20 protein-coding genes, 19 tRNA genes and 2 riboswitches are annotated in these 26499 nt (G+C 50.4%); of the genes, 25 read left to right on the forward strand and 14 right to left on the reverse strand.

Annotation, left to right across the window (positions count from 1 at the left end):
* Positions 1 to 799 precede the first annotated feature (799 nt).
* From J3482_RS14535 to J3482_RS14635, 21 genes are all read left to right on the forward strand, one after another.
* Positions 800 to 875 (forward strand) — tRNA-Lys (locus tag J3482_RS14535).
* A gap of 5 nt (positions 876 to 880) precedes the next feature.
* A tRNA-Thr gene (locus J3482_RS14540) sits at positions 881 to 955 on the forward strand.
* Position 956: 1 nt separating this feature from the next.
* Positions 957 to 1032 (forward strand) — tRNA-Thr (locus tag J3482_RS14545).
* A gap of 32 nt (positions 1033 to 1064) precedes the next feature.
* Positions 1065 to 1140 (forward strand) — tRNA-Trp (locus J3482_RS14550).
* Positions 1141 to 1147: 7 nt separating this feature from the next.
* Positions 1148 to 1222, forward strand: a tRNA-Gln gene (locus tag J3482_RS14555).
* A gap of 2 nt (positions 1223 to 1224) precedes the next feature.
* Positions 1225 to 1301: transfer RNA gene (locus tag J3482_RS14560), tRNA-Arg, on the forward strand.
* Between the two features lie 7 nt (positions 1302 to 1308).
* Positions 1309 to 1385 (forward strand) — tRNA-Pro (locus J3482_RS14565).
* Between the two features lie 22 nt (positions 1386 to 1407).
* A tRNA-Leu gene (locus J3482_RS14570) sits at positions 1408 to 1490 on the forward strand.
* Positions 1491 to 1493: 3 nt separating this feature from the next.
* Positions 1494 to 1569 (forward strand) — tRNA-Ala (locus tag J3482_RS14575).
* A gap of 3 nt (positions 1570 to 1572) precedes the next feature.
* Positions 1573 to 1647 (forward strand) — tRNA-Asn (locus J3482_RS14580).
* Between the two features lie 4 nt (positions 1648 to 1651).
* Positions 1652 to 1727 (forward strand) — tRNA-Thr (locus J3482_RS14585).
* Between the two features lie 6 nt (positions 1728 to 1733).
* Positions 1734 to 1808 (forward strand) — tRNA-Glu (locus J3482_RS14590).
* 59 nt (positions 1809 to 1867) lie between these two features.
* Positions 1868 to 1942, forward strand: a tRNA-Gly gene (locus J3482_RS14595).
* Position 1943: 1 nt separating this feature from the next.
* A tRNA-Gly gene (locus tag J3482_RS14600) sits at positions 1944 to 2017 on the forward strand.
* Positions 2018 to 2021: 4 nt separating this feature from the next.
* Positions 2022 to 2096: transfer RNA gene (locus J3482_RS14605), tRNA-Val, on the forward strand.
* A gap of 43 nt (positions 2097 to 2139) precedes the next feature.
* A tRNA-Glu gene (locus J3482_RS14610) sits at positions 2140 to 2214 on the forward strand.
* A 6-nt stretch (positions 2215 to 2220) separates the two neighbouring features.
* A tRNA-Ser gene (locus tag J3482_RS14615) sits at positions 2221 to 2314 on the forward strand.
* Positions 2315 to 2318: 4 nt separating this feature from the next.
* Positions 2319 to 2395 (forward strand) — tRNA-Asp (locus J3482_RS14620).
* A gap of 5 nt (positions 2396 to 2400) precedes the next feature.
* A tRNA-Ile gene (locus J3482_RS14625) sits at positions 2401 to 2477 on the forward strand.
* Between the two features lie 98 nt (positions 2478 to 2575).
* Positions 2576 to 4009, forward strand: coding sequence for a tetratricopeptide repeat protein (locus tag J3482_RS14630; protein WP_206922612.1), 1434 nt, complete (start codon positions 2576 to 2578; stop codon positions 4007 to 4009).
* Positions 4010 to 4276: 267 nt separating this feature from the next.
* Positions 4277 to 5602 carry an MFS transporter gene (locus tag J3482_RS14635; protein ID WP_206922613.1) on the forward strand — a complete coding sequence of 442 codons (1326 nt, stop codon included), beginning with the start codon at positions 4277 to 4279 and terminating at the stop codon, positions 5600 to 5602.
* 295 nt (positions 5603 to 5897) lie between these two features.
* On the opposite strand, the gene J3482_RS14640 is transcribed toward J3482_RS14635, so the two are convergent.
* Positions 5898 to 6464, reverse strand: coding sequence for an FAD-dependent oxidoreductase (locus tag J3482_RS14640; RefSeq protein ID WP_206922614.1), 567 nt, complete (start codon positions 6462 to 6464; stop codon positions 5898 to 5900).
* Positions 6465 to 6637: 173 nt separating this feature from the next.
* Between J3482_RS14640 and J3482_RS14645 the strand changes: the two genes are divergently transcribed.
* Positions 6638 to 7618, forward strand: a complete 981-nt coding sequence (locus J3482_RS14645) for a YpdA family putative bacillithiol disulfide reductase (RefSeq protein WP_206918580.1) — start codon at positions 6638 to 6640, stop codon at positions 7616 to 7618.
* A 73-nt stretch (positions 7619 to 7691) separates the two neighbouring features.
* Here J3482_RS14645 and J3482_RS14650 read toward each other — a convergent pair whose 3' ends face one another.
* From J3482_RS14650 to J3482_RS14700, 11 genes are all read right to left on the reverse strand, one after another.
* Positions 7692 to 8522, reverse strand: a complete 831-nt coding sequence (locus tag J3482_RS14650; RefSeq protein ID WP_188332404.1) for a sugar phosphate isomerase/epimerase family protein — start codon at positions 8520 to 8522, stop codon at positions 7692 to 7694.
* Between the two features lie 64 nt (positions 8523 to 8586).
* Positions 8587 to 9660: a Gfo/Idh/MocA family protein gene (locus J3482_RS14655; RefSeq protein WP_146824773.1), complete on the reverse strand. Its 1074-nt coding sequence runs from the start codon at positions 9658 to 9660 to the stop codon at positions 8587 to 8589.
* A 32-nt stretch (positions 9661 to 9692) separates the two neighbouring features.
* On the reverse strand, positions 9693 to 10520 hold the full coding sequence (locus J3482_RS14660; RefSeq protein WP_146824772.1) for a sugar phosphate isomerase/epimerase family protein: 828 nt from the start codon (positions 10518 to 10520) through the stop codon (positions 9693 to 9695).
* A gap of 83 nt (positions 10521 to 10603) precedes the next feature.
* Positions 10604 to 11467 (reverse strand): carbohydrate ABC transporter permease, encoded by an 864-nt coding sequence (locus J3482_RS14665; protein WP_146824771.1) that lies wholly within the window; start codon positions 11465 to 11467, stop codon positions 10604 to 10606.
* Entirely contained in the window at positions 11464 to 12441 is a 978-nt protein-coding gene (locus tag J3482_RS14670; protein WP_206922615.1) for a carbohydrate ABC transporter permease, read from the reverse strand. Before J3482_RS14670 ends, J3482_RS14665 begins: the two co-directional genes overlap by 4 nt.
* Before the next feature lie 73 nt (positions 12442 to 12514).
* Positions 12515 to 13906, reverse strand: coding sequence for an extracellular solute-binding protein (locus J3482_RS14675; protein ID WP_206922616.1), 1392 nt, complete (start codon positions 13904 to 13906; stop codon positions 12515 to 12517).
* Positions 13907 to 13933: 27 nt separating this feature from the next.
* Positions 13934 to 14803, reverse strand: coding sequence for an AraC family transcriptional regulator (locus J3482_RS14680; RefSeq protein ID WP_206922617.1), 870 nt, complete (start codon positions 14801 to 14803; stop codon positions 13934 to 13936).
* A gap of 404 nt (positions 14804 to 15207) precedes the next feature.
* On the reverse strand, positions 15208 to 16110 hold the full coding sequence (locus J3482_RS14685) for a glycine betaine ABC transporter substrate-binding protein (protein ID WP_146824618.1): 903 nt from the start codon (positions 16108 to 16110) through the stop codon (positions 15208 to 15210).
* A gap of 46 nt (positions 16111 to 16156) precedes the next feature.
* Positions 16157 to 17005 carry an ABC transporter permease gene (locus tag J3482_RS14690; RefSeq protein WP_146824617.1) on the reverse strand — a complete coding sequence of 283 codons (849 nt, stop codon included), beginning with the start codon at positions 17003 to 17005 and terminating at the stop codon, positions 16157 to 16159.
* Positions 16962 to 18200 (reverse strand): quaternary amine ABC transporter ATP-binding protein, encoded by a 1239-nt coding sequence (locus J3482_RS14695; protein ID WP_146824616.1) that lies wholly within the window; start codon positions 18198 to 18200, stop codon positions 16962 to 16964. Before J3482_RS14695 ends, J3482_RS14690 begins: the two co-directional genes overlap by 44 nt.
* A 327-nt stretch (positions 18201 to 18527) precedes the next feature.
* A riboswitch (cyclic di-AMP (ydaO/yuaA leader) is annotated at positions 18528 to 18648 on the reverse strand.
* Between the two features lie 212 nt (positions 18649 to 18860).
* Complete coding sequence (locus tag J3482_RS14700) at positions 18861 to 19568, reverse strand: SGNH/GDSL hydrolase family protein (protein ID WP_146824615.1); 708 nt, start codon at positions 19566 to 19568, stop codon at positions 18861 to 18863.
* A 349-nt stretch (positions 19569 to 19917) separates the two neighbouring features.
* Here J3482_RS14700 and J3482_RS14705 point away from each other — a divergent pair, with 349 nt between their 5' ends.
* The gene (locus J3482_RS14705; protein WP_146824614.1) at positions 19918 to 21156 is read left to right on the forward strand and encodes an MFS transporter; all 1239 of its coding nucleotides are present in this window, start codon (positions 19918 to 19920) and stop codon (positions 21154 to 21156) included.
* A 182-nt stretch (positions 21157 to 21338) separates the two neighbouring features.
* Here the strand turns inward: J3482_RS14705 and J3482_RS14710 are convergent, their stop codons facing one another.
* On the reverse strand, positions 21339 to 22721 hold the full coding sequence (locus J3482_RS14710) for an MFS transporter (protein ID WP_146824613.1): 1383 nt from the start codon (positions 22719 to 22721) through the stop codon (positions 21339 to 21341).
* A gap of 199 nt (positions 22722 to 22920) precedes the next feature.
* Positions 22921 to 23044: riboswitch (cyclic di-AMP (ydaO/yuaA leader) on the reverse strand.
* Positions 23045 to 23168: 124 nt separating this feature from the next.
* Positions 23169 to 23762 carry a biotin transporter BioY gene (locus J3482_RS14720; RefSeq protein WP_223204303.1) on the reverse strand — a complete coding sequence of 198 codons (594 nt, stop codon included), beginning with the start codon at positions 23760 to 23762 and terminating at the stop codon, positions 23169 to 23171.
* A 98-nt stretch (positions 23763 to 23860) separates the two neighbouring features.
* Between J3482_RS14720 and J3482_RS14725 the strand changes: the two genes are divergently transcribed.
* Positions 23861 to 24715: an energy-coupling factor ABC transporter ATP-binding protein gene (locus J3482_RS14725; protein ID WP_188332383.1), complete on the forward strand. Its 855-nt coding sequence runs from the start codon at positions 23861 to 23863 to the stop codon at positions 24713 to 24715.
* On the forward strand, positions 24693 to 26408 hold the full coding sequence (locus J3482_RS14730; RefSeq protein ID WP_206918565.1) for an ATP-binding cassette domain-containing protein: 1716 nt from the start codon (positions 24693 to 24695) through the stop codon (positions 26406 to 26408). Before J3482_RS14725 ends, J3482_RS14730 begins: the two co-directional genes overlap by 23 nt.
* The last annotated feature ends 91 nt before the right edge of the window (positions 26409 to 26499 follow it).

Genomic DNA, 26499 nt, shown 5'->3' on the forward strand with positions numbered 1-26499 from the left:
AATGCGGAATCAGATGACGTGATTCTTTCGAGCAAGTGCCGCTTCTGTCGAAGCAGCCTAAGTACAATATCACGAACTGACGTTCGTTGTCAACGGTAATTTCTACACATACGGAAACGATAACAACCTACCGAACGATGTAGATATACCACCTGCGCAAGTATCCTCTCATATGACTCACGACATGTCTTCATAAAAGGACAACATTGCAAAGCGACGGTGTGAATAATATCACAGGATGCAACAACGCGTCAACCATTATGCACGATAACCGTTTCACAATTGATTTGAGTCAGCTTAATAATGAAATGCAGATAAACATTCACTCGCTATCGGATGTGCGCAATCGGATGTTCTGCTCTTGAGCGAGCCCGGGATAAATCGACATCTTTAACGGATCGATATGGCGCAATTCCGATACCGCCCCCATGACACGAAATCAATCTACACCTCATTACACGCCACCTTTCGCCACATGCCTAATGATGCGACACAGCGCCAATGTTGCGTGACAAACTCATCCCCATGACGAGCAGCCCACCACATGTATGGATGTACGAATGAATCGAAACAGTTCATATGTAGCCATAGATAGCATGGTGTCGGAACTTCTCAACTGCCCACATTCAGTGGATACTTCCACGGGACTTACGGACGACTTTATATGAAGGGATTTTCAATGTACGGTATCGCTAGGTCGTCCTCCAACATCTCTCGCGTAGGAATTTGTAACATACTGCTTGACTTGCATCAGTAGCCGTGTTAAATTGGCTACTGCCTAATTCAAGAACACAAGCGAGAGCCATTAGCTCAGTCGGTAGAGCACCTGACTTTTAATCAGGGTGTCCCGCGTTCGAGTCGCGGATGGCTCACCAGTTTCGCCACCTTGGCTCAGGGGTAGAGCGGCTCACTCGTAATGAGCAGGTCGTCGGTTCAAATCCGACAGGTGGCTCCATGCCAGCGTAGCTCAGCAGGTAGAGCAACTGACTTGTAATCAGTAGGTCGCAGGTTCGATTCCTGTCGCTGGCTCCAGAGTGGTCTTCATTATTGGATCACCTAGATATAGGGGCGTAGTTCAGCTGGTAGAACGGCGGTCTCCAAAACCGCATGTCGTGGGTTCAAGTCCTGCCGCCCCTGCCATTTCTGTTGGGGAATAGCCAAGCGGTAAGGCAACGGTTTTTGGTACCGTCATGCGAAGGTTCGAATCCTTCTTCCCCAGCCAGTGTGCCCTTAGCTCAGCTGGATAGAGCGTTTGACTACGAATCAAAAGGTCGGGAGTTCGAATCTCTCAGGGCACGCCATCTATAACGGAGCATAGCGCAGCTTGGTAGCGCGCCTGCCTTGGGAGCAGGAGGTCGTGGGTTCGAATCCCGCTGCTCCGACCAGTGCAATGGATTGCATGCTTATCCCGGAGTGGCGGAATTGGCAGACGCACACGACTCAAAATCGTGCGGGAAACCGTGCCGGTTCGAGTCCGGCCTCCGGGACCAAATGGGGGTATAGCTCAGCTGGGAGAGCACCTGCTCCGCAAGCAGGGGGTCGTCGGTTCGAATCCGTCTACCTCCACCATATTCCTCGATAGCTCAGCGGTAGAGCATCCGACTGTTAATCGGAGGGTCGTAGGTTCGAATCCTACTCGGGGAGCCAATCTGCTCCCATAGCTCAGTTGGCAGAGCGCATCCATGGTAAGGATGAGGTCACCAGTTCAAGCCTGGTTGGGAGCTCCAGTACATGGCCCCATGGTCAAGCGGTTAAGACACCGCCCTTTCACGGCGGTAACGCGGGTTCGAATCCCGCTGGGGTCACCATTGTTGAGAAATATCTTGACAGATTGTACAACTAGGATATATAATTTCAATCGCTTCTTGCGGAAGTGGCTCAGGGGTAGAGCATCGCCTTGCCAAGGCGAGGGTCGCGGGTTCGAATCCCGTCTTCCGCTCCATGCGGGTGTAGTTTAATGGTAGAACGTCAGCTTCCCAAGCTGAGAGCGAGGGTTCGATTCCCTTCACCCGCTCCATTATGCGGTTATAGCTCAGAGGGAGAGCACCACCTTGACACGGTGGGGGTCATAGGTTCAATTCCTATTAACCGCACCAAGTGCGTACGGCGCGTCAAGCTTTTGACCGCTTGAACGCGTCTGGCCCTATCGTCTAATGGTTAGGACGCCGCCCTCTCACGGCGGTAATAGGGGTTCGAATCCCCTTAGGGTCACCATTGTATGGAGTGATGGCCGAGTAGGTCGAAGGCGCTCGCCTGCTAAGCGAGTATACGTCTTAAAAACGTATCGAGGGTTCGAATCCCTCTCACTCCGCCACTGAGGAACTGTGGTGTAGAGGCCTAACATGCCTGCCTGTCACGCAGGAGATCGCGGGTTCGAATCCCGTCAGTTCCGCCATATTCGGGCCCATAGCTCAGCTGGCTAGAGCGCACGACTGATAATCGTGAGGTCGGTGGTTCGAGTCCACCTGGGCCCACCAAAAAAAGAGCAACCAACATGAGTTGGTTGCTCTTTTTGCGAATCATATTCTTTACCAAATTAGATCTGCAATCACTTTGCGAACGATGGGGGACTTTTGTGAATCGACAACTGCAAACCATTGCCCTTCGAAACCTAGAACAACAATTAAACGTCCAGCCCACCTCCCTCCATCTCAAATTTGAAAAAGCATGCCTACTGGCCGAAATGGGTCGCATGATAGAGGCGCAAAATGAGTACTTAGAAATCCTCGCTATAGATCCAACGCACCGTGGGTCCTTAAACAACTTAGGCACGCTTCTTCACGAATCCCGGTATCGCTCTGCAGCTCGGACCGCATATACGCAGGCTGTAACATGTCATCCAGACGATCCGATGGGACATGTCAACTTAGCAAATCTCCTATTTGAAGAGGGAGAGATGGAATCCGCACGTGAGCATTTCGAGCGGGCCCTCGAGCTCAATCCCAATTATTATCAAGCACATCAAGGGATGTCTTATATCCTGACACAATTGGGCGACGAACAGAAAGCTATGTTCCACCGGAGGTTAGGGTTTCAGCATCACGCCATAACGGAATTGCCCTTTCGTGGCCAACGAACGCCAGTACGCTTGCTGTTACTCGTCTCTACAACAAGTGGAAACACGCCCATAAGGACGGCTCTCACCAACCAAATTTTCCACGTATTTATTGTCTTTGTCGATTTCCTCGACGAACATATCCCGCTTCCACAACACGACGTTGTCTTCAATGCCATTAGTGATGCAGATCTCGCTGAATCGTCACTCACCGCAGCACAATGTGTGATTGCCCGAACAACTGCCCCTGTAATCAATTCTCCGCAAGCGGTCCTCGAAACAGGACGTCTACACATTACCGAGCGACTTTCCAATATCAAAGGCGTCATCACCCCTAAGATGGCGATTATGCCGCGACGACAACTTGCGTCGTCAGATGCCGTCTCTCTATTACAGGAATGTGGCTTCGAATTCCCTTTATTACTGCGCGCACCCGGATATCACACTGGGCAACATTTTGAGAAAGTCGGTACACCCGAGAGATTATCAAAAGTGCTGGCCGGAATGCCAGGAGACGCTCTTTTCGTAATCCAATATATCGACACCCGTGCGGAGGACGGGCTGTTTCGAAAGTACCGCGTCATGATGATTAATGGGAAATTGTACCCGTTGCACGTTGCTGTATCAAAGGACTGGAAAGTTCATTACTTCACCGCAGACATGGCCAAGAACGCTGACAACCGTTCGGAAGACGCCTTTTTTCTCAAAAACATGCCAGATGTCATGGGTTCTCGAGGCATGGACGCACTAAAGGCGATTCAGAAAACACTAGGGCTAGATTACGCGGGCGTCGATTTCGGCTTAAGCGCAAACGGAGACATCATCCTATTTGAGGCCAACGCGACGATGGTGGTCAATCCCCCTGACCCGGACCCCCTCTGGACATACCGGCGGCAATACGTCGACAACGTCCATACCGCCGTTCAGCAAATGTTGATACACCCAAAAATTTAGCAATGACGGGGCGAATGACAGCCCCGTTTTCACATTCACACAGGCTAGCCTGTGGCCTCCGCGTGCGACCTATACCCATCGTTAACGTGTTTGACGACTCTGTAATACTAGTATACAATTGCACAATCGTGAACTAGACGAGGATGGGAGGGTGGACACACGCATCGTAAGGCACAATAGGAAACCGCCTTCATACGCTTCGATTCAGAAATGGCGGCTGAGTTATCTATTCATTTGAAATTGATTTTAAGTACGGGAGTGTTGAAGTTGCAGAGTTCTGCCAGCACTGTACATGGCATCCCCACCCGCAGACGAATCAGGGTCGTCATTGCCATTTCGTTTGCTTTCTTTGTCGCTTACTTCGATAGAACAAACGTCGCTGTTTTAATTGCCAATCACAACTTTGACCAAACCTTTGGCATCGCCGGCAACAAAGCTGCACAAGGTGTACTCATCACTGCTTTCCTGCTGCCGTATGGATTAGTCAATATTATTACAGGTCCAATTAGCGACAAACTGGGTGGTCGGCGAGGTATTGCACTCGCCATTATCGGTTGGACAATTTGTATGGTTTTAAGCGGAGTCATCACGAATTACAGCGTATTACTGATTCTCCGAGTCCTGTTGGGCATCGGCGAATCCATCATGGGACCTTCTGTGAACATGGTGACCGCACAGTGGTTCCCAGATAAGGAACGGGCCCGGGCCAATTCCATTTGGTTAAGCGGTCTATTTATTGCGCCAGCGTTTTCCTATCCGTTACTCGCGTGGATTGTCGGTTCCTTCGGTTGGCGCCAGAGTTTCTTCGTGCTGGCTGCCATTGGCTTGTTTGTCGCACTCCCGCTCATTTGGTTTTGGACAAAAAACACGCCAGAAGACGATAAGAAGATCTCGCCGGAAGAGATTCAATATATTCGCACCGGACAAAGCGCACCTCAAAAACTTGCACAAAGCCAGTTTTGGGGGGAGGCCAAGAAGGTATTTGGCTATCACAAATACTGGTTTGCCTTGTTCGCCTATTGCGGATATCAAGTCGGCTTTTGGGGAATCGGAACATTTTTACCGTCTTACTTAGAACAACAGCGGCACCAAACATTCGGTTCAGCTAGTATTTTTGCCATCCTGCCTTGGATAGCCGCGACAATCTTCACCTTGGCCGGTGGCTACATTGGAGATCGGAAGCAGCGCGTGCGCTCACGGCTCTGGTCATTCGGATATGTGGTTGCAGCAATCTTCTCGTATATCGGCACTGTCACACATTCTCTTGGCGTATCCATCACGTTTATCTCCCTTGGCGTAGGCATGCTCGCCAGTACCTTAGGACCGATGTGGGCTATTGTCCAAGAGATGAGTCCACAAGGCGTATCTGGATTTGCCTCCGGCGTGTTCAACGGCGTCTCCTATGTGGCGGCGGCATTTGGGCCAACCGTGGTTGGGAATATCGCCGATGCGTCCAATTCATTCAACGTCGGCTTTTATGTACTTGCCGGCTGGATGGTTGTGACAGCAATAGCAGTCATCCCTCTCTGGCGTGGGTATCGGAAAGGCAAGCAATTAAAGTCCTTTTCACTAGATAATGGGCTACACGATTAAATCGTTCCACAGGATGCGCCATACTTTTTCTCGAAAACCTACACCGTAGGCTAGTTGTAATCGGATACATCTGTGTCTTACAATAAAAGCGTAACCTCTTTCCACTTCAGTTCAAGAGGTTGTCTGAGTTCGTCGGTGCGACGGTTCATCGACAACCTCTTGCATTTTCAAGCAATTATCGTTCGCCCGCCAACAAACCCATCTTTCCAAAACGCGTCGCTATCCAAAAAGAGGCCACTCTGTGGTGACCTCATCAGATAACGCCCGCCTATCTTTCAGTGGAAGGACGAAAGAACTATTTTGCTGGGAGTACGTCGTGATCGACATAGCGTTCCCCATTGATTTCACTTATCAGGTTAATCGCAACTCTCGCGCCATCCCCCGCAGTGATAATGGTGTGAACGCTCGTACCCGCAATCGTGCCAGCTGCCCAGATGCCTGGAATGTTCGTACGCCCCTGCGCATCCACCTCGACAATGGTCTTAATCCGCGGCTCGGTGGCCGGCTTTGTCGTGACTCCGATGGACTCCGCCAAATCTGCCCAGAGACCTGTCGCAAGAATCACGTATCGAGCCTCGAACGTACCCATATCCGTCTTCAGTGTAAATGTATCGCCATTTTTCTCGACATCCACCACTTTGCTCCGGACGAGTTCTGCACCCGCCTCCATCGCTTGGCGCTGCCCCACCTCCACTAAATCGGGCCCCCCAATTTCGGCGATGCCATAGTGATTGCGCAGCAGCGCGCGACGTGTCACGCCCTGGTCACTGTCAAAAAATACAGTCTTTTTATTCGCCCGTGCGCTAAACAGTGCTGCACTTCCACCAGCGGGGCCGGCCCCAATAATCGCGATGTCGTACATCGTGCATCCCTCCCGAAAAATTTGCTTGCAAAGATAGATTAACGCAAACATTACCCAAAATCACCAATTTTACGAGAGCCCCATGAAGTCACTTGGCGTACGCCAATTGGAACTCGCGGAGACTGTAGCGTACAATTTGAACAGAGAGAAGAGAGCTAGAGGAGAGAAATAATATGTACAATGTCTGTGTGATTGGAGCTGGTCCCTGTGGTTTGGCCGTATCCGCCGAGCTGCAGAAACATCATATTCATCACATTGTCCTCGATAAATCTTGTATCGCATCCACGATTTATCGCTTCCCGACGCAAATGGTCTTTAACTCCACACCAGAAAAACTAGAAATTGGTGAGGTTCCTTTTTACACGAACGGTGCGAAGCCAACGCGACATGAGGCACTCACCTATTACCGAACAGTCGTGGACCGACTGCAATTGCCTGTGCTCCAGTACGAAACCGTCTACGACGTGCACTACGACGAACCGTCCAAGGCATACCGGATACATACGCGGACACGAACCGGTCTCGACCATGCGTACTTTGCAAAAAACATTGTCATCGCAACCGGCTACTTTGACAATCCAAACTGGTTGGGCGTCGAGGGAGAAGACCTGCCGCACGTCAGTCATTACTATACAGATGCCCATCCCTACTATGGCCAAAGTGTTGTGGTCGTTGGCGGGACCAACTCTGCCGCCGAGGCAGTCATCGACCTGTACCGCATCGGCGCAAAGGTGCGACTGATCCATCGTGGCTCTGAGCTGTCATCCAAAATCAAACCTTGGGTACAGCCGGAAATTCAGAGCCTCATCAGGAACAATCGGATAGAGTACTATTTCAATTCCAAGATCACACGCATCCATCCAGATGCCGTCGATGTCCAGACCCCAAACGGCCAGCTACAATTCCCGGTCAATCACGTCTTAGCGCTGACCGGGTATCACCCGGACATGTCTTTCTTGCAACAATTTGGGATTCACGTCGATGCAAAGACGGGTATTCCAGCGTACAACGAAGAGACCTATGAGACGAATGTCTCAGGCATTTATCTTGCCGGCGTCATTGTTTCCGGGTATGATGCCAATCGCATTTTTATCGAAACCGGTCGCTTTCATGGACAATCGATAGTGAAAGACATCATCAAACGGTCGATGTAACTTGCGAGACAGTAAAGAACGGCCGGTCCAACTAACCGGTCGTTCTGAACAGAAAAAACATAGTCGGTATCCATTACAAAGTAGCGTCCCTGAGATACCCTCTCAGTATTTCAATATGTTGTGGTAGCGCAATGGCCGCAGCAGCAATTTCAGGGTGCCACTTCTTCTCCCATTCAACTGTGACATACCGGTTATAACCTGTCTGTAGCAACTTACGGACGATATCCGCCACTGGGACATCCCCTTCGCCAAATACGACCAGTTGCCAATCGTCGCCATTGCGAGCCGCATCCTTCAAGTGCACATGGCGCAGTCTATCCGCCAAATTCGCGTACGTCTCCTCTACCGTCTCATGCATGCGAACAGGGTGATGGATATCCCAAATCGCCCCGACGTACTCACTCTCGACACACTGTAACACGTCACGAACGAGCGCCGACGAAGAAAACTCGTCGTGCGTTTCAAGCAAGACTTCCACACCCAACTCCTCTGCCCGTGGCGCGACTTGGCAAAGCGACTCAGCTACCCGTTCGACACAGCGCGCAAGATATTCAGGCGCTTGTCGGTTTGGCAAACCTGCCACACCGCCGAACGTTCGCACCATCGGCACTCCCATCTTCGCAGCCAATTCTACATAAGCAATCAACTCCTGCACATTCTGCTGGCGCGCTGCTGTATCCTCCATCGCAAACCGCGTCGATGCCCCAAGACAAACGATATCCAATCCATAATCTTGCGCGAGTCGCGTGATTTTTTGTCTGTCCGACACATCTAAATCACACGGAAACACCTCACCATCGTACAGGCGCAATTCGACCCCGTCGTACCCATAGAGAGCACCGTACCGCATTACTGCCTCCATCGACCACTCTGGGCAAGCGAGATTGGAATATGCTATCCGCATGTATCGAGACCCCTTTTCGCAAGATTTGACTGACCATCGACGCATCAAAACTGCACCACACACCTCAGCCAAGTGGCAAAGTAACCGTTTTCCCGGTCTTCGCGGACTGGTAAATGGCGAGAATAATTTCCAACCCTTTACGTCCCTCTTCTCCATTGACCAGCGGCTCCCGATTCTCACGAATCGCTTCCATCATGTCGCGGAACTGGCGTCGGTGGGCGTCTGAAATCGCTGCGGGATTACTTGCAGCAGCAGCAGCCTCATTCATGTTCGTCTCGGTCGTAGCCAGATTCACGGTTTCCACATGATGTTTCATCCCTTGCACAGGTGCCGCCATGAGGTATAAATGCGTTAATCTATCTGCGTCAATCACGGCACTCCCCGTCGTCCCAAACAGTTCAATGCGTGCAGACAGCCCCGGGTAAGCCGCTGTCGTACCGACAATGGTTCCAAGTGCGCCGTTCTGAAAGCGAACGACTGCCGTTGCTACATCTTCCACCTCAATTCGCTCGTGCGCCATCGTGGCTGTGTAGGCATGAACACTTTCGACGGGCCCCATCAAGTACTGTAGGAGGTCTATCGTGTGTATCGATTGGTTCATCAAAACACCGCCACCGTCCAAAGCCCATGTCCCACGCCAGTCACCACTGTCGTAATAGCCTTGAGACCGATACCAATTGACAGCAGCTTCACCAAGAATGAGTCTGCCGAGGCTACCCGCGGCGATTTCCTGTTTCACCCGCACGGTGGATGGGTCAAACCGATGTTGCGAAATGACACACAGCTTCACCCCTGCATCACGGCAAGCTTGAATCATCGCATCTGCCTTGGCGAGTGTAATATCAATTGGCTTTTCCACAATCACGTGCTTGCCGGACTTGGCGACTTCTATTGCGATATCAGCGTGCATACCGCTCGGCGTGCAAACATTGACAATGTCGATATCGGGGCGAGTAAGCAGCAAATGGAAATCCGTATACCAATCCACCCCGTGCCCCCCGCCAAGTTCCTCCGCGCGCGACGGAATGGCGTCGGCAACCGCCACGAGTCGAGCGTCCTCCAACTGTTCAATTTCCTGTGCGTGCTTACGCCCAATGACCCCACACCCGATGACACCAAATCCTAACGTCTCTGCCATATCCGCTTCGCCTCCTGATAATATTTAACAATCTACCGCCAAATCTGATGCAGCTCGGCAAGCATATCCTTCAACGCATCCGCCGCGACCCGAAACATCTCCGGGCCACTAAATCCAGAAAAGGTTTTCGCTTGCGCCAAATGTGGTTCAATCGACAAAAAACCATCGTAGCCCTTCGCGAACAAAGCGGACAACACATCGCGCAATTCGCCATTCCCCTCACCAGGAGGGACGACGCGCTTATTCTCCAGCAACGCGTCCTTAATATGGACGTATTCAATCTGCGCCTCAAGCGCAGCAAATGCCTCTGTGTAAGGACGAACCCCACATTGCACAAAATTGGCTGGGTCAAATGCCGCTCTGAGGTGAGGCGATGGACACGAAGAAAAAATATCGACGCAGCGCTCTGGGATATCACCGTAAATCCCTTTCTCATTTTCATGGAGCAACACGACACCAGCCGTCTGTGCGCGATGAACGAATTCCTGAAGGCGCCTCAATACCTCGTTACGATAATCTTTTGCCGCGTGCCCTCGCGGGATAAAAAACGAAAAAATCCGAATATACTTCGTGCCGAAGTACTGGGCCACATCCATTGCCCGATTCAGTTGATTTAAGTGATGACCAAAATCGTCAGTCATCCGTATTTTCCCGATTGGCGAACCAATCGCTGAAACGTTAAACCCACGTGCGCAAAGCACAGAACGCACTCGTGCTAATTCTTCATCTGTTAAATCCATCACGTTCTTATGCCATACACCGCGAAATTCAAGGTGTCGAACGCCTGTCGATTCTAGAACATCCAGTTGCTCATGCAAATCAGATGAGATTTCATCGGCAAACGCACTTAAAGTGACCAATCCCTCACACCCCTTCGCGTATCAACTTGTCGCTGCAACACAATCACCAGTCACATCGACGGTTCGCGTGTCGTAGAAATCCATCACCCTTTCACTGCGCCGTTTGCCAAGCCACCGATAATATACTTTTGCAAAAATAGGAATATGATCACAATGGGAATACCACTGGTCAAACTAGCCGCCATCAACTGTCCCCAGAGGACATCCCCACCGGCATCACCACTCGCAATGTAAGCCTGTAGTCCAACCGCCACAGTCTGCGTTGCCGGTCCCGTCAAAACACTCGCAAACAACACATCACTCCAAGCAAGTAAAAAGGAGAAAACAAAAGTGACCACCATTCCTGGAAGGACCAGTGGCAAGACGACGTAACGGAGTACCTGTAACCGCGTGCATCCGTCCATCAGACCAGCTTCCTCCAAATCGACTGGAATGTTCGCCATGTAAGATAACAAGAGCCAACATGCGAAAGGGAGCGCGAATGTCATGTAGGTGATGATAACCGTGTAATACTGCCCCACTAGATGCACCGAAATCGCATTTTGAATGATGACGAAAATAACGAACAACGGTAATAGCATCATGACCTGTGGAATGGTCTGCATCGTCACCAACGCGTACAAAAACGTCTTTCTCCCCCTGAATTGAAAGCGCGCAATCACATAAGCAGCCCCGAGCGCAATCACCGTCGCACAAATGCCCGTGACCCCCGCGATGAGAATGCTATTTTTAATATCACTCGCCAAATGCACTGTCTGCCACATCATAGCGTAATTATTCCAGGCGATGTGCGTTGGGAAAATTGCGCCGCCGCCGACTTCCGTGTCCGGTGTTAGAGAAATCAAGATGACATAGGCCATGGGCAACAAAATAGCCAATCCAAAGATGACAATGCCAAGCATACGAAGTCGATTCCAATGCGCACGTTGTGCGATGAGACTGGTCATGATGTCGCCTCCCCCAGCCGCAACATACGAATGTAGAAAAATGCAGGTATCATCATCAAAATTAAGGTAAGCATGGACATCGCCGCGCCGAGCCCGAAATTAAACGTTTGGAACGATGTGACGTAGACGTTTAGCGGTAATACGTCGGCCTGTGGTGAAGGTGGTGTACCGAACATCATAAATGGCAACGTAAAGTTGTTGAAATGGTTCAGCGTCGACAAGAGCAGCGCCAATGCCAGAATAGGACGCAGCATAGGCAATGTGATAGAGAAAAAACTGCGGACGCGCGACGCGCCGTCAATTGTTGCAGATTCATAGAGATCGCCTGGAATATTTTGAAGTCCAGCGAGCACCATCAGATAAATGAACGGCCAGGACGACCAGACATCCGCAATGGTCATGGCCCAGAAACTATTCGGGCCAATCAGCCAAAAGGTATTCTTGCTCGCGATATGAAGAAATGCGAGCACCCTGTCAATCACCCCCCAACCGTTCATAAATAAGAGCCGCCACGTAATCGCATTGACGAACACAGGCATGACATAGGGGAGCAAAAACAGCGCGCGAACCCATCTTCGTCCACGAAATGGATGGTGGACGAGTAGTGCTGCGATGATACCAATGGGTGTAATGATGAGCGTTGTCAGGACGGAGAACGCGACGCTCACCCATACGCTTTGGAGGGCAGAAGCTCCTAGTGCATTTCCTTGGTGCAATGCACTGAGATAATTCTTCAAGCCGACAAACGGCGCTGCCGTCCAGTTGGCAATGGTATATTGGTCTAGCTTTGTAAAGCTCGTATAGATACTGACCAAAAACGGCGCTACCACCACAATCACCAGCAACACCACAGCCGGAATGAGCATCCAAAGCGGGACTCGATTGCGCTTGTGTGCCATGCGCCGCCGCCGATGGACGGACTGTATGACTTGCAAATCGATTGTTTCATCTGGAACGGCTTCGGAATGATTCACGATTCTCCCTCCTCACTGAGCAGGAAACCAGTCGGTAAACAAGCATCCGTGATGCGCAGTTGTCATATGCCACTCAGTTCTGCAGTGAAGCCTGAACCTGTGTGTTGGCGACCTTTAACAGTTGTGCGATATCGCCTTCTTGAAAACTATTGGTGGCAATTTCATCCGCAATTTTATTCGTAACCCCTGCGTAGACCACCTCGAGATTGCCCCACGCACCTGTGAACGGCGTTGGCGAGGCGTTTTTCTCAGCGTCGACAAATGACTGAATCAGTGGTGTCTGTAACTCTTTGTATTGTCCGTATACACTTTGATTGACCGGCAAATAGCCGTAGACATCATAGAATTCCTTCTGCTGGGTCGGATCCGTCACGAATTGAATCCATTTCAGCGCCGCGGCGTATTTGGCGCCCGTCACATAATTCGGAATGGCTAAATCTTGGCCGGAGACGATGGTCTGCGCTGGAACGCCGCCAGTTGGTCGGGCGGACATGCCGTACGGGACGGTCGGCAGTGGTGCAAACGCGTAATCCGATTTGACGGCAGATTGGTTCAACGACGGAATCAAAGTAGGCCCCTGCATCACGAGCATCGCGACGTGACCATTCTCAAAAGCCTTGATAGCGTCCGTGGATTTGTATGTGACGTCATTGGGTGACGCGATATGGTATTTCGTCATCCAATCAAACCAAAATGTGAGCGCATTGACGGACGGTTGCGAGTCAAGCGTCGCCGTCTTCAAGTCATGGCTGAGGAAATCGCCACCGTCCTGCCGAGTGTACCCCCAATTAATTTTCCATGGATCATATGAGTCAGCGGGATCGATCTCTGTTCCCCACTGATCTTTGCCTGCATCCGTCAGTTTCTTCGCATCGTTGACAAATTCAGTCCAGGTGGTCGGCGGCGATGCAATTCCCGCCTCCTTGAACAATTTTTTGTTGTAGACAAGTGCAAATGGCAACATATACTCAGGGATGGCTACGTCCTTATTGGCACTGGGACCGGACATGGTCAACTGCGGGGCAAAAAACTTGCTTTTCCCACCCACCGCATTCCAATCTGCATTGGTTAGAACGTGGAACGCATGGGTCGAAAACACCGTTGGAACGAGCGTGGTTCCGACTTCAAACACATCCGGCCCCTGGTGCGTCGTCACTGCAGTCTGTAAAGACGTATTTTCTTCGGAGGAAGAGGCATATGTCGACCACTTCACCTTAATACCCGGATTCTGTTTCTCAAACGCTGGAATCAACGTTTTGTCAAACAAATCTTTTTGCGCCTGTGCATCCAGCGTATCCGCTCCAACATAAACGCTGATAGTGACATCCCCACTTGTGCCTCCTGCGGAATTCCCCGCCGCGGATGTCCCATCCCCACAAGCGGTAATACCAGCCACTGTCAGAATGGCCAAACCTGCCATCCCAGTGACAGATGCACGTTTCCCGAACGCTCGACTCATACGCATCGTCCTGCCTCCTATACTCGATTCTCCTCAGTCAACATGAAAGCCTCTACGGTAAGCATTTGGCGACACCCCAACCTGTTGGCGAAACATTCGACTAAACTGTGCTGCAGTACCTGCGCCTACCTCCTCCGCGATAACAACCACCGGTTTGTTCGTGTGCAACAAGAGACGTTTTCCTTCATCGACACGTAATTTCGTGACATATTGGTTTATCGTCAATCCGGTCACTTGCTTAAAACAGTGGCACAAATAGTGCTTATTTAAATGCACTTGCTCCGCCACACCCTCCAAAGAAACGCGATTCCGAAATTTCTGATTTAAAATGTGAAGCGTGCGCTCGATATTGGCCTCGCGTTGCCCGTTACCATATAGAATCCGATTCCTCACTACATCCGCTTCATACTTGCGCATAATTCGCAATACAAGGACCGCCCACAACGCATGCATCATATCCTGATAGCCAACTTCGCGACGACGGGCCTCCTGGGCAATACTGAAAAACAGGTGTTCGATTTGCCCACGTTCTTCCTCTGTCCAATGGATTATTTGTCCCCCAGACGCCCCAAATAACTTTGCGAGTTTCTCCTGGAGCAATGTATCAAGTGAATCGCTAACATCCTCCCGAAAATTGAGGATACTGCGCAAGTACGGAACGCGTTCCGACGGTTTTACGAGATGTACAATCTCTCCCCGAAACAACAACATGTCTCCCGGTTTCAGCGCGTATACTTTGTCGCCGATAATATAAGTCGCCTCACCGTGTTGAAAATAATAAATCTCATATCCACCATGCGTGTGCGGCTGCGCGATGTTCGGTGCCTTCGCTGTTTTTCGGTACTGCACGTATACAGTGTCCTCAGTCAGGATGCGATTCGTCAGGTAGTCTGTTTGGGACATCTTCCTACCTCCAAGTCGGAATCCCCGCGCTCAAAAAGTCTCTCACACACCAATGGACGGAAAACGCAATGAAACGAATCCGTAGACATTCACCCCCAGTTTTCAAACATCTGATTAAGCGACGAAGCACTATGATGAAGCAAAACAATGTAAGCGTTATCATTTGCTGTTTATGTTATTCGCCGTCCTGGCGATTGTGTTGATAAATATTGCGCTATTTTGCCAACGTATTGATAAAAATTGCTTGGAAAGAAAAGGGAATATAGAAAACACAATTCCTGAGTGGCAAATCTAAATACAACGTGATTGATTAAATAACATTAAAAATGCCCCCGCCTGACATGTAAGCACATGTCAAACGTGGGGCATACAATCAGCTAGGATGTATCAGGAAACAACTAGGATTAGCTGTTTAACCAACTATCCACTAAGGATTGATTTGCGCTGACCCACTCTTGAACACCTTGGGTATCCCCATCGTTGTTAATGTCGGTCTCAAGTTGACCTAATTGACTTTGGGTGAGTTTGAAATTTTTCAGCCACTTTACCACTGTTGGGTTACTACTTGCCCAATTCTTATTGGCTTCGGTTTGAATCCACCCACCCGCGCCAAAAGATTTCTTAGGATCAGACAAATATTTCAACTTATATTGCGAAAATGCCCAGTGTGGACTCCATAGTGTCACCACAATCGGCTGTTTGGCGTCATATGCCTTTTTCAAAGCAGCCAACATTGCTGGCGTAGAACTGGTTTGCAACGTTTCTGGCAGACCATAGTCCTTAATCGCTTGTTGCGCTAATCCCGTTTCGCCGGCGCCTGCTTCAATCCCAACAATTTTACCTTGAATTTGATTTGAAATATTTTTCAAATCAAGAATGCTATTCACGTTTTTCATATACGTGGGAACTACAAAACCCTCTGTCGTGGAACCCTGATACCACTTTCCCAAGCTTGTCAATTGTGACCCATATTGTGCAATATACTGTTTGTGTGTATCTGGCAACCACGTATCAAAAAACACATTTAGATTATCTTTTGATAAACCAGCAAACAACGGCCCCGGATCAAGCTGTTGCAGTTGAACGGTGTACCCTTTACTTTCAAGTAAGTTTTTCCATAAATACGTAGCTGCGACGTCCTCATCCCACGTGATGTAACCGATTGTGATGGTTTTGCTTGCTCCAGAACCACTTCCCGAACTAGAATTGTTGGAAGCGGACGTCCCATTTGTCGTACCGCATCCAGCAACTAGGGTTATCACCGTTCCGAGTGTGCCAATCCCCATTCCAAGTTTTTTCGCATTCACGACACATACCCCCTATATCTCCAAAACATTTACCGACGAATTCAGTTCACTTTGTAACGTTCGCATTGCGCCCACCTAATTTTTGTGAAACCCGATCCATAATGACTGCAAGAATCACAATAGAGATTCCCGCTTCAAAACCTTGTCCAACATTCAACGTTTGTAGAGCACTCATCACGTCAGCACCTAGTCCACCCGCACCAATCATGGAAGCAATGACCACCATAGAAAGCGAAAGCATAATGGTCTGATTGATTCCCGCTTTGATATTCGGCATCGCAATCGGAATCTGCACTTTCCATAGAAGTTGCGAGTCATTCGTTCCGAATGCACGGGCGGCTTCCACCAAATCAACTGGAACATGAAGAATCCCAAGTCGCGTCAAACGGATAGTCGGCGGCATGGCAAAGACTACTGTCGCAAAAATAGCAGGCACCAATCCAATGTTAAAGAAAATCAAAACCGGGACTAAATATACGAAGGACGGCATTGTCTGCATAAGGTCTAAAATAGGAGACACAACGCGGTAAACACCCCGACTTCGGGCGCTCCAAATGCCAATTGGCAGACCAATTACCACAGACACTAGCGCTGACAGAATCACCAACACAAATGTGGTGATTAAATCTCGCCACAACTGCAAGTCCCAAATTAATAGAAGTCCAATAACCGTACCCAGCGCCAGCTTCCACTTACCAGCACGGTACGCGATAATCGCGAATACGATAATTAGCAACCAAGGCGGTACCCAGTTTAAAAACTGGATTATGGCGTTCACCACAGCCTGTACGACGTTAGAAACGTCTGTTAAGAACGGCCCGATGGTCGCTTCCAGCCAATTGACAATCGCATCAATCCACTGGGATAACGGGAGCTTCGGAAGCGGAAACGCCATTTCTTTCACCCCCTTGCGAAGCTAATGCCTCCAAAATCGAACTTTTTAACACAAGGCCCTGTAGTTTTCCGTCCTCCGCGACAACTGGCATCGGATAATTTGTCTCAACAACCAATTGAAACAGATCTTCGAGGCTGGTCTCAGGTTTTATCGTAGTGACAGGCCGCAATTCACACTCTCCGACCATCTGCATCGGGCCCTTTGCAGATTTAGCTAAGACCTCTGCACTGACGAGCCCCATGAGTCTCTGCTCATCATCCACAACAAACCCTGAAGACAGACCAGCCTCATTAAGTTTTCGCAACCCTACACGCACACCATCGCGAACGCGCAACAATGGGGAAGGACGCTTCATGACATCTGCTGCTGTTAAGACTTTCGACAAATTGACGCCGCGAATAAACCGTTCCACATACTCATTAGCCGGATTGCTAATGATGTCATCAGGGCGCCCAGTTTGAACGACTACTCCATCCTTCATCAAAGCAATGTGATCCCCAAGCTTTAATGCCTCGTTCAGATCATGCGTGATAAACACAATGGTCTTTTGCAGTTTATGCTGCAAGTTAATTAACTCGTTTTGCATGTCATCGCGAATGAGTGGATCAAGTGCACTAAACGCTTCATCCATAAGCAGGATTTCCGGGTCATTCGCCAGGGCACGCGCCAGTCCGACACGTTGCTGCATTCCGCCACTCAAGTTGTGTGGATACTGATTTTCATACCCTTCCAAACCGACAATTTTCAACTGTTCCTTGGCTCGCTCCAACCTCTCCGACTTGCTGATTCCCTGTATTTCTAAACCGTATGCCACGTTATCGATTACGGTTCGATGAGGCAGTAAGGCGAAATTCTGAAAGACCATCGCCATTGTTCTCTGCCGAAATTTCAGAAGTTCAGCCTTCCGTAACGTAGTAATATCCGTACCGTCGATCACGATGGAACCAGCAGTCGGTTCAATCAGTCGATTCAAGCATCGCAAAAGTGTTGATTTTCCGCTGCCAGAAAGACCCATAATCACAAATAACTCTCCGCGTTCAATGGTGAACGTCGCTCGATCAACGCCAACATTCACGCCTATCGCTTGTCTAATTTCTTCCTTGCTCTTGCCATTTTCAAGCATTTGAATGGCCTGCTCCGAGCGCCCTCCAAATACTTTTGTCACCTTGTGCACTTCAATATAAGGTTCCCCCATGCTATGCCTCCCGTAAAGTGGGCTTAAATCATCTCCCGCGATCCATTTCACGAAATTTTCCAAGCGAAATACGCATACTTACATAGCGGTGAAAGCCCAAAGTAGCAAGCCTTTACCGCAGCCCAGTGTCACTCTTTGACGTAAATGTCTATTGAGCCCTGTGTACATGACTTCATCGCAACAAAGCATCGTCCATCACGCATTAGACTAATTCCAATTGGACTGAAACGGATTGGCGATAACCTGTGGAAGTTTTCGCAGTGTGAAATCGCAGAAAAAATACTGGGGGATTAGCATGGTGGTCTAAAGGGATCTAACAAGTTCAGCGACTCCTTTCAAAACGCTTGCGAGGTTAGCTGTCGGGTTCGGGTTGAAAGCACCCTACGTAAAACGATTCACCCCAAAAATGGTTCCCCCGCTTCCATCAGGAACTCAGCGAATGTTTATGAACTTCTTTTTCATCATACATCAAATCACAGTGATCCCGCAAACTAATCAGTAAATCTACAGGAACACAGTAAATGTACCTGGTAGCTTGCCATGACCTATATACGGGAGATAGGAGAGAACGACAGCAATTTCGGCCATTGGTTGGATTGGTTAGATTATTGGAGAATTTGGCAGTTCAAATCTAACCAATGGCCGAAATTGGAACAACCGTTACACGTGTGCGGACAGCGTGACCTGCTCAAAGCGCACAGATAACCCGGCCAGTACGACCTGGGTGAGCCAACGATAACCGTCCGCGGTGAGATGAATACCATCCAAACTAATGAAATCATCGCCTGATGCGAGTTGTTCGAATGGTTTGCGGACGTCAATCGGATTTACCCCTAACTGAAAAAGTCGCTTGCGCAGTGCGTCATCGTAGCTGCGGTGCCAGTACTCAATACCGCCACACAGCGCAATCCAATGTGCGATTTCTGTACCAAACGTCGCCGCAAGATGCTTGTAATAACGTACAGGCTGCAGGGGAACCAGTGTCATCACCACGGGAGTGGCACCAGCGGATCGAATGTTCTCTACGAGTGTCGTGATATTGTCGATGTATCGCGGCAACGGGACATACGGTTCATGGTCTGCGTCCGGCCGCTTTGCAACCTCATCCCAGCGAAAGTTGCAGTCGTTGCCGCCGATTTCAATCAGAACGACATCTGGATGAAGAGACAACACATCCTTGTCCAATCGCTCGAGTAGCAAATCAGAGTTGTCGTTAAACACACCGCGATTCATCACTTCGACAGAATCGCTTCTTTGATCCAACGCCTCTTGTAATAATCTTGGATAATTGTCTCGCAGAATTCTCAGGCGCCCTCTTTCAAATGAGACGCCTCGGGTTAAACTATCTCCGGCACACACGATTCGCATATGCATCTCTCCTTTACTAGACCGCCCTAGCAAATACTATTTTACTGCAATTTCATAAGTGAGATGGCATGCCTCTTGGCACACTGCACAGCAGGACTCCCACTGGGTAGCTGTTTCGACATTTCCCGCGCAATTTTACATTTTTCAGCCAACAACGATGTCGCCTTTTCGGACATGATCTGATCTATTTCAGCGCACAATACGACACCTTTTCACCACCGCGAATAAAATCCAAACCCGCCATGCTATGAGCCAACAAAAGTACTTTTGCAAATGACAAACCCTGCATAAGATGATTATGTAACCGTTTCCAAAACCGGATAATCTAACGCATTGGAGTGTGAAGAACATGTCCACAACACCGGAGGTACCTGTGAGATCTTCGCAAAAATCACACCAAACCCGCGCGCTCATCTCGATTGCACTGGCATGGGCGTTCGACGCGATGGATTTTTCTATCCTCACGTTCGTCCTCACAGACATTATGAAAGATTATGGCGTGCCGCTCACACTTGCTGCAGGTCTTTCGTCAGCAACGACATTTGCACGCCTCGGCGGTGGATTTTTAGGCGGCCTGCTCGGTGACTACTGGGGCCGCAAAGCGAGTCTTGTAGCATCCATCCTATGGTTCACCGTGTTTGAATGCCTCACCGGCTTTTCAATTGGCTTTACGCTCTTATTCCTCGTACGGATTTTGTACGGCATTGGGATGGGCGCGATGTATGCAAGTGGCACGCCGATGTTGATGGAAATGATGCCAGCAAAATGGCGGGGACTCGCATCAGGCCTCATGCAGTCAGGATTTTCGTTCGGTTATATTTTTGCCGCGCTCATTTACAGGGCTTGGTATGGAAACCTGGGCTGGCACGCCATGTTTTATATCGCCTGCATACCGGCACTCATCGTCGCGTTGTATATCTGGGCACGAGTCCCTGAGTCAGTTCGCTGGAAACAGGAACGGGCGGCAGCCCCGCGCAAATCGGTTCCCATCCGCGATTTATTTAAAGATGGAAACACGTGGAATACCATTCATGCTGCACTAATCTCCCTCATTGCATTCGGTGTGACCTACCCTATCAACACGTTCTACGCGACTTTGCTCAAGACAAATGGGCACTTCAGTGTAGCAGTCGTAGCAGATACAATCATTATTTTGAACATTGCTGGGATTGTCGGCAATATTCTCGGTGGCTACTTGTCCGATTTCATTGGTCGAAAACTGATGTTGGTTCTTTCTGCTATCGGCACACTCGCCTGCTCATTTGTCTTCCAGTCCATCTCCACCAATTGGGAGCGAGACGTATTTACATTTCTCATTGGCCTGTTTTCCATTGGCGGTGTGTGGGCAGCGATTCCAACCTATATCGCCGAACACTTCAAAACCGGTGTGCGCTCCACCGGTCAAGGCACCACTTACCATTTTGGCGCTGCGGTCGGCGGCGCAATTGTGCCTCTCATCGTCTCCAGCATCGCACCTTCTGTAGGCGGTTTGGCACACGCAATGACGTATTCGGTCGCCATTACATCCGTGCTCGTCATCGTCCTCGCCCTACTCTGGCGTGAATCAAAAGGTGCGCCACTGGCCTAGCACGAATCTATTCGCGACAAAGGCAAGCGTATCAGCATCGCCCTACTGGTGTAACAAACATAGAAAAAGAGGGGCTGTGCACATGTGCCAGCCCCTCTCATCATCAAAGAAAGATACGACTGAGTTTCACAAGAACGTCATGGTGAAAATGTATTCCAGAAAACATGACAACAGTAACCTTGTCAGGAATGCACTTTAACCTTTCCAGACGCTCTGTCCTGACCGCTATGGCCAGATACTTCTGCATTGCTCGCCGCATTTAACGTCTTGTTCGTCGTCTCCGGCGCAAGCGCAATGCAGACAATCAACCCACCAAAGGTGACTGCCGCGCCGACAAGCATCGTCGGTCCGATACCAAAGTTCTGCAATCCCCACGGGAACAAGTACGTGCCAAAAACCGCACCAAAGCGACTGATACACGTTGTAATCCCAACCGCCGTTCCGCGCACTTCTGTCGGGAACAACTCATTTGGGGCCAACCACTCCATCACGTTTGGGCCACCGGAAAACAGTGCATAGACGATAAACCCAAGCAAGATGATACCGATTGGGCCATTCGGAAATATCCCTAGCAGGAGAATACCTACCGTCATCCCCGCGAACGACAAAATAATCATCGGTCGACGGCCGAGTTTGTTAACCAAGAACAGCGCAGGAATGCAGCCAACAAGGAACAGCGCACTAATAATGGCTGAACCATAACCAGCAGATCCCTGGAACAAGTGATACGACGTCAACATCTCTGGACCAAAGGTCAGCATCGCAAACAACGGTGCTACTGCTGCCATATAAAACAAGCCGACATAAAGCGTTCGTTTTAAGTATCCGCGAGAAAATAACTTGAGATAGCTGGTTTTAGTTTCCACCGCATCTGGCACAACAATATCATCGAGGGATGCACTCGGTCCGTACACCTGTTTGAGCACTTTTTCTGCCTCTGCGACCCTACCCTTTTGCAGCAACCAACGTGGCGACTCTGGCGTCCCCATGCGCAAGAGTACCAAAATAATTGCTGGAATCGCACTGCTGGCCAGCATCCATCGCCAGGCTTCAGGCCCAATGTGCAACATGAGCTGACCGACAACATAGGCGACCGTTGAACCCACGTAGTACGCAATCAGCGTCACACCCAACATCGCACCACGGTGTTTTCTAGGGGAAAACTCTGCCAACAATGATGTGGCAATCGGGTAGTCAGCGCCGATGGAAATCCCCAAGATCAACCGAATGACAAATAACTCCCAACCAGTCTGAATAAAAAACTGGAGAAGGGAAGCAACAATCAAAAGAATAAAATCGATGGTGTACATCAATTGTCGACCGACGCGGTCTGTCACGTAACCTAAAAAACCACCGATAAAAATACCAATCAGCGCAGATGCGCCCACTAAGCCACTCCACGTGGCATCCAAGTGCAGTTGCGGCGTAATTTGCGTTAATGCGATGGCGATAATGCTAAGAATATAGCCGTCGAGAAAAGGACCACCGGACGAATACACAGTAAGCTTCATGTGAAAGGCGCTAAACGCTGCGTCTTCCACCACATTTTTCTTTTTCCTCTGCATTTTGGCTCCTTTCATGGGTGAATACGCAACACGGACGGGTGACCATGATTTGGTGTTAACATCCACCAATACACAGCCCTTATTCAGTTGTGTTTTGCCAGGAAAACCGCAGGTCGCTTAAAATTCCAGGCTTTGGAGAAACGTGGTGAATGGAAGAACGCATTGAAGGGTTAAGCAAGAGGGTTTACACATTTGAAGCATCTCCTTTCAAAACGCTTGCGAGGTTAGCTGTCGGGTTAGGGCTGAAAGGCACCCCACGAAAAAATCGTTTCACCCCAGAAATGGTTCCCCCGCTTCCAGAAGGAATTCAGCGTATTGGGTTCCTCGTTATGTTACCTCAATCTCAAGGAGAGTACAAATCTTGGACGAGCAAAAAGATTCCCGACAGCGAGGTCACTCCCGCCAGCGACCGCATACGGGCGGGAGTGAAACGGCTGTCCTCGAACCTCATGAAATCCGCGTATTTTCCCGCTTCGTCATGAACTGCTCGCCATGAATAATTCGATGCTGTGGATAGACTCGACGCACAATCACCACAATCGCACTGGCGATAAGCGCCTTAATCAAATCGCCTGGCAAAAATGGAATGACGCCAGCCATCAACGCCTTGCCCCAAGGGCGAATCGCCGGTGCTACATGGCGCAGCCAGAACACACCAGGAATGTAGCTAAGCGCATCGCCGAAAATAAATAGCACGATGAAAATCAACCAGAATTCTCTGCGCGTGCGCATCTTGATTTTGCCCACAAAAAATCCAGTGAGCCATGCCAGGATTGGCCACGACCAGATGTATCCCGCTGTAGCACCAAGCAAGGTCCCAATGCCAGCGTGCCCGCCGATGAGTGGGAGCCCCAATACATCCAATCCAATGACGATTAGGTATGTAAGGCCACCGTACCAAGGCCCTAAAAGCGCCCCGGTGAGCATAATGACCAAATTCTCAATGGTCACGGGAACTGGGCCAATGGGAATCGATACCAGGCTGAGTACAGCAAACATAGCCGCAAACAAAGCAGAAAAAACGAGTCCGCGATACCGCACACAATCTCTCCTTTACGATCTTCATTCGTTAACTTACAATAAACATAAAGTTAACAATACGTAATGTAGCACATATGTCGAGAGAGGGGGAATGTTTTTTGGCACAGCCGAGGATAATTTTAGACAACGTCTGCGTGGCTCGAGTAGGACGTGCTGACCGCCCGTTGCCTGTCCTCAATCACGTCTCCCTCGCTTTTGGCAAGCGAGAAATTGTAGCGCTCGTGGGCCACAATGGTGCCGGCAAGACGACGCTCGCCCGCACAATACTGGGTCTTTATCCACTGACAGAAGGATGTATTACATATGAAGGCACGCCCATCCGCGAATTGTCGCCAGGGAAGATTCAGATGGTCTTTCAACCACCGAGTGCCCAGTTAATTGGGCAGACCATTTTCGAGGAGCTGGCGCTCACTGCGCTACAGCGGAATTCCGCGATTACGCGCGCCCAACTCGATGTGTTTGTGCAGCACTACGCAGACATGGTGCAGCTTACAGTGCCCATCGAAACAAGTGTCTACGAACTCTCTGGTGGACAACTACAGCGCCTATGTATCGCCCAAGCGCTCGCCTCAGGTGCAAAAGTACTGCTGTTCGACGAATCATTTGCACCACTGGACGACGAGGCGCGCACCGCGTTGCGCAAGCAACTGCGCACACTCGCCGAGCGGCACGCGTTGACCATTGTCCTCATCACGCACGACATGGAGGACGTCCTCATCGCCGATAGAGTCGTCATCTTGGATGCCGGAGAAGTCCGGCTAGCCACCGACCCACAGACTTTCTTCTACGGCGAACACGGACAAACTCCGCGCTGCGCAACATGGGGATTCCGGCCACCCTATATCGTCGATGCCGCGTTAGCCGCCAACCATCGCTTCGGCCTGTCGATGAGGCCATTATCAGAAGAAGAACTTGTGGAGGAACTGCTTCATGTCTATGCTCTTAGCCATTGACAACCTAACAGTCGGCACAGCGCCACAGCGGCGGCTTCACGGACTGACCGCCTGTGTCGACAAGGGTGAGTTTATCGTCGTTCTCGGCCACAATGGCGCGGGAAAGTCGACTTTGCTCGACGTCTTGGCAGGCGTAACGGTGCCCACGGAGGGCACCCTCACGTGGCAACGCGATGACAGCAAAACGGCCCAAGCCAACAATGCACTCATAAATCGTGTCGGCTATCTCTTTCAATCTCCGGAAACCGGCCTTTTTGCTGGGACAGTCGCCGAAGAATTTGCCCTCACTTGGAGCATAACCCCTCGGCAAGTACACGCGCGCGCCGCAGAAGTACAATCACTCCTGCGCCGCGTCGGCTTGGACGCAATCGAACTGGACGACATCCCTGCCACTTGGAGTACGGGCATGCAACGGCGCATGGCCATCGCTTTAGTGCTTGCAGAGGATCCCCAAATCGTCCTCCTCGACGAGCCGTCTGCCGGACTCGACGGATGGAGCCAACAACAGCTCCTACAGACGCTTCAACACATGCGTGACGAAGGTCGCACCGTCATTGTTGCGACACACGACACAGATGCATTCATATCGCTTGCCACCCGCGCGTGGATTCTCGCAGATGGAGCGCTCGTCTACGACGGAGCGCTCTCTGACCTTTACGCTCAACCTGAGCGCTTGGTCACACACCGACTCGGTCTCCCCCCGTCACTGCGCTTGCAGGTTCGCCTTGTGCGAGTGGGCCTCCTCGATGCTCCCGCCGTGCGCGATGCGAACACATTGGTTGAATCTCTGGGACCACATCACAAGCCAATCGACGAAGCGACAGGCGCGACAAATCCAACAACTGAGATACCAGATAACTCAATTACAAAGACAAATGAACATGCGGGCACAGTACTATCCAGTCACGCCTCAGTCTCTCTGGGGTACAGCCAGAAGCCTCACGGACGTTTAAAGATCGATAGCCGCTCCCGCTGGATCACGGTTTCACTGGTCACCGTTGCAATCGCGCTGGTCCACACCCCCCTAGGCATCGTACTAGGGCTTTGTGGCACCGTTGCACTGCTCATCGCCTTTGGCGCGAGTTGGCGTCGCGTTGCAAAGTGGAGTATCGTGTGGGGCCTGTTTGCGCTGTTCACAACAGCGATTGGGGCAACCCGTGTTGGCCCGCCGTTTCACCCCACCGCCCATGATGCATTTTCCTTTGTTACCGCTGGTCACGCCCTAGTCTCCATCCTGCCATACTGGTGTTTCCTGCAGTCAAGCCAACTGCTCGTAACGGGTACAACGGCTCTCGAAGTCCAAGCGATGCTTGAGTGGATATTGCGCTTCCTGCACCTCCCTGCCCAATTCCGCCACCTCGCCAGCCTGACAGGTGGCATAGTGTACCGTTTCCTACCAGCGGTGTCACAACTCTATCAGGTGCAACTTCGCGCCTATCGCGTGCGCACACTCGCCACCCGCAAACGGCGTTTTGCGTCGTTGCGCCTGACACACGTCCTCGCACCACTGGTCATCCGCTTGATTCGCTATGGCGAAACGACGCACGATGCGCTAATGGCGCGCAATCTATTCACCCATCCCATTCCATCCGCGCAGCTCTTACCTGAGAAATTGCGGCTGCGGGACTGGATGGTTGCACTGATTGGATTCGCGTTTGCGACGGCCGTTGTAGGAATACAATGGTTCGTTTAGGATTTGATTCTTGAGGAAACGCAGTGATGTGGTAATATTAAGTAAGAGTGGTGAATCATGTTGTGCAAGGAGGAAAGCAAAGCAACCTTTT

The organism is Alicyclobacillus suci (genome assembly GCF_017329615.1).
GTDB classification, from domain to species: domain Bacteria; phylum Bacillota; class Bacilli; order Alicyclobacillales; family Alicyclobacillaceae; genus Alicyclobacillus; species Alicyclobacillus suci.

What these genes read in the sequence shown, in the direction of transcription:
- J3482_RS14640 (WP_206922614.1), bottom strand. Translation starts at nt 6,464, where the DNA reads ATGTACGACATCGCGATTATTGGGGCCGGCCCCGCTGGTGGAAGTGCA.
- J3482_RS14645 (WP_206918580.1), top strand. Translation starts at nt 6,638, where the DNA reads ATGTACAATGTCTGTGTGATTGGAGCTGGTCCCTGTGGTTTGGCCGTA.
- J3482_RS14650 (WP_188332404.1), bottom strand. Translation starts at nt 8,522, where the DNA reads ATGCGGATAGCATATTCCAATCTCGCTTGCCCAGAGTGGTCGATGGAG.
- J3482_RS14655 (WP_146824773.1), bottom strand. Translation starts at nt 9,660, where the DNA reads ATGGCAGAGACGTTAGGATTTGGTGTCATCGGGTGTGGGGTCATTGGG.
- J3482_RS14665 (WP_146824771.1), bottom strand. Translation starts at nt 11,467, where the DNA reads ATGACCAGTCTCATCGCACAACGTGCGCATTGGAATCGACTTCGTATG.
- J3482_RS14675 (WP_206922616.1), bottom strand. Translation starts at nt 13,906, where the DNA reads ATGCGTATGAGTCGAGCGTTCGGGAAACGTGCATCTGTCACTGGGATG.
- J3482_RS14680 (WP_206922617.1), bottom strand. Translation starts at nt 14,803, where the DNA reads ATGTCCCAAACAGACTACCTGACGAATCGCATCCTGACTGAGGACACT.
- J3482_RS14690 (WP_146824617.1), bottom strand. Translation starts at nt 17,005, where the DNA reads ATGGCGTTTCCGCTTCCGAAGCTCCCGTTATCCCAGTGGATTGATGCG.
- J3482_RS14695 (WP_146824616.1), bottom strand. Translation starts at nt 18,200, where the DNA reads ATGGGGGAACCTTATATTGAAGTGCACAAGGTGACAAAAGTATTTGGA.
- J3482_RS14700 (WP_146824615.1), bottom strand. Translation starts at nt 19,568, where the DNA reads ATGCGAATCGTGTGTGCCGGAGATAGTTTAACCCGAGGCGTCTCATTT.
- J3482_RS14705 (WP_146824614.1), top strand. Translation starts at nt 19,918, where the DNA reads ATGTCCACAACACCGGAGGTACCTGTGAGATCTTCGCAAAAATCACAC.
- J3482_RS14710 (WP_146824613.1), bottom strand. Translation starts at nt 22,721, where the DNA reads ATGCAGAGGAAAAAGAAAAATGTGGTGGAAGACGCAGCGTTTAGCGCC.
- J3482_RS14730 (WP_206918565.1), top strand. Translation starts at nt 24,693, where the DNA reads ATGTCTATGCTCTTAGCCATTGACAACCTAACAGTCGGCACAGCGCCA.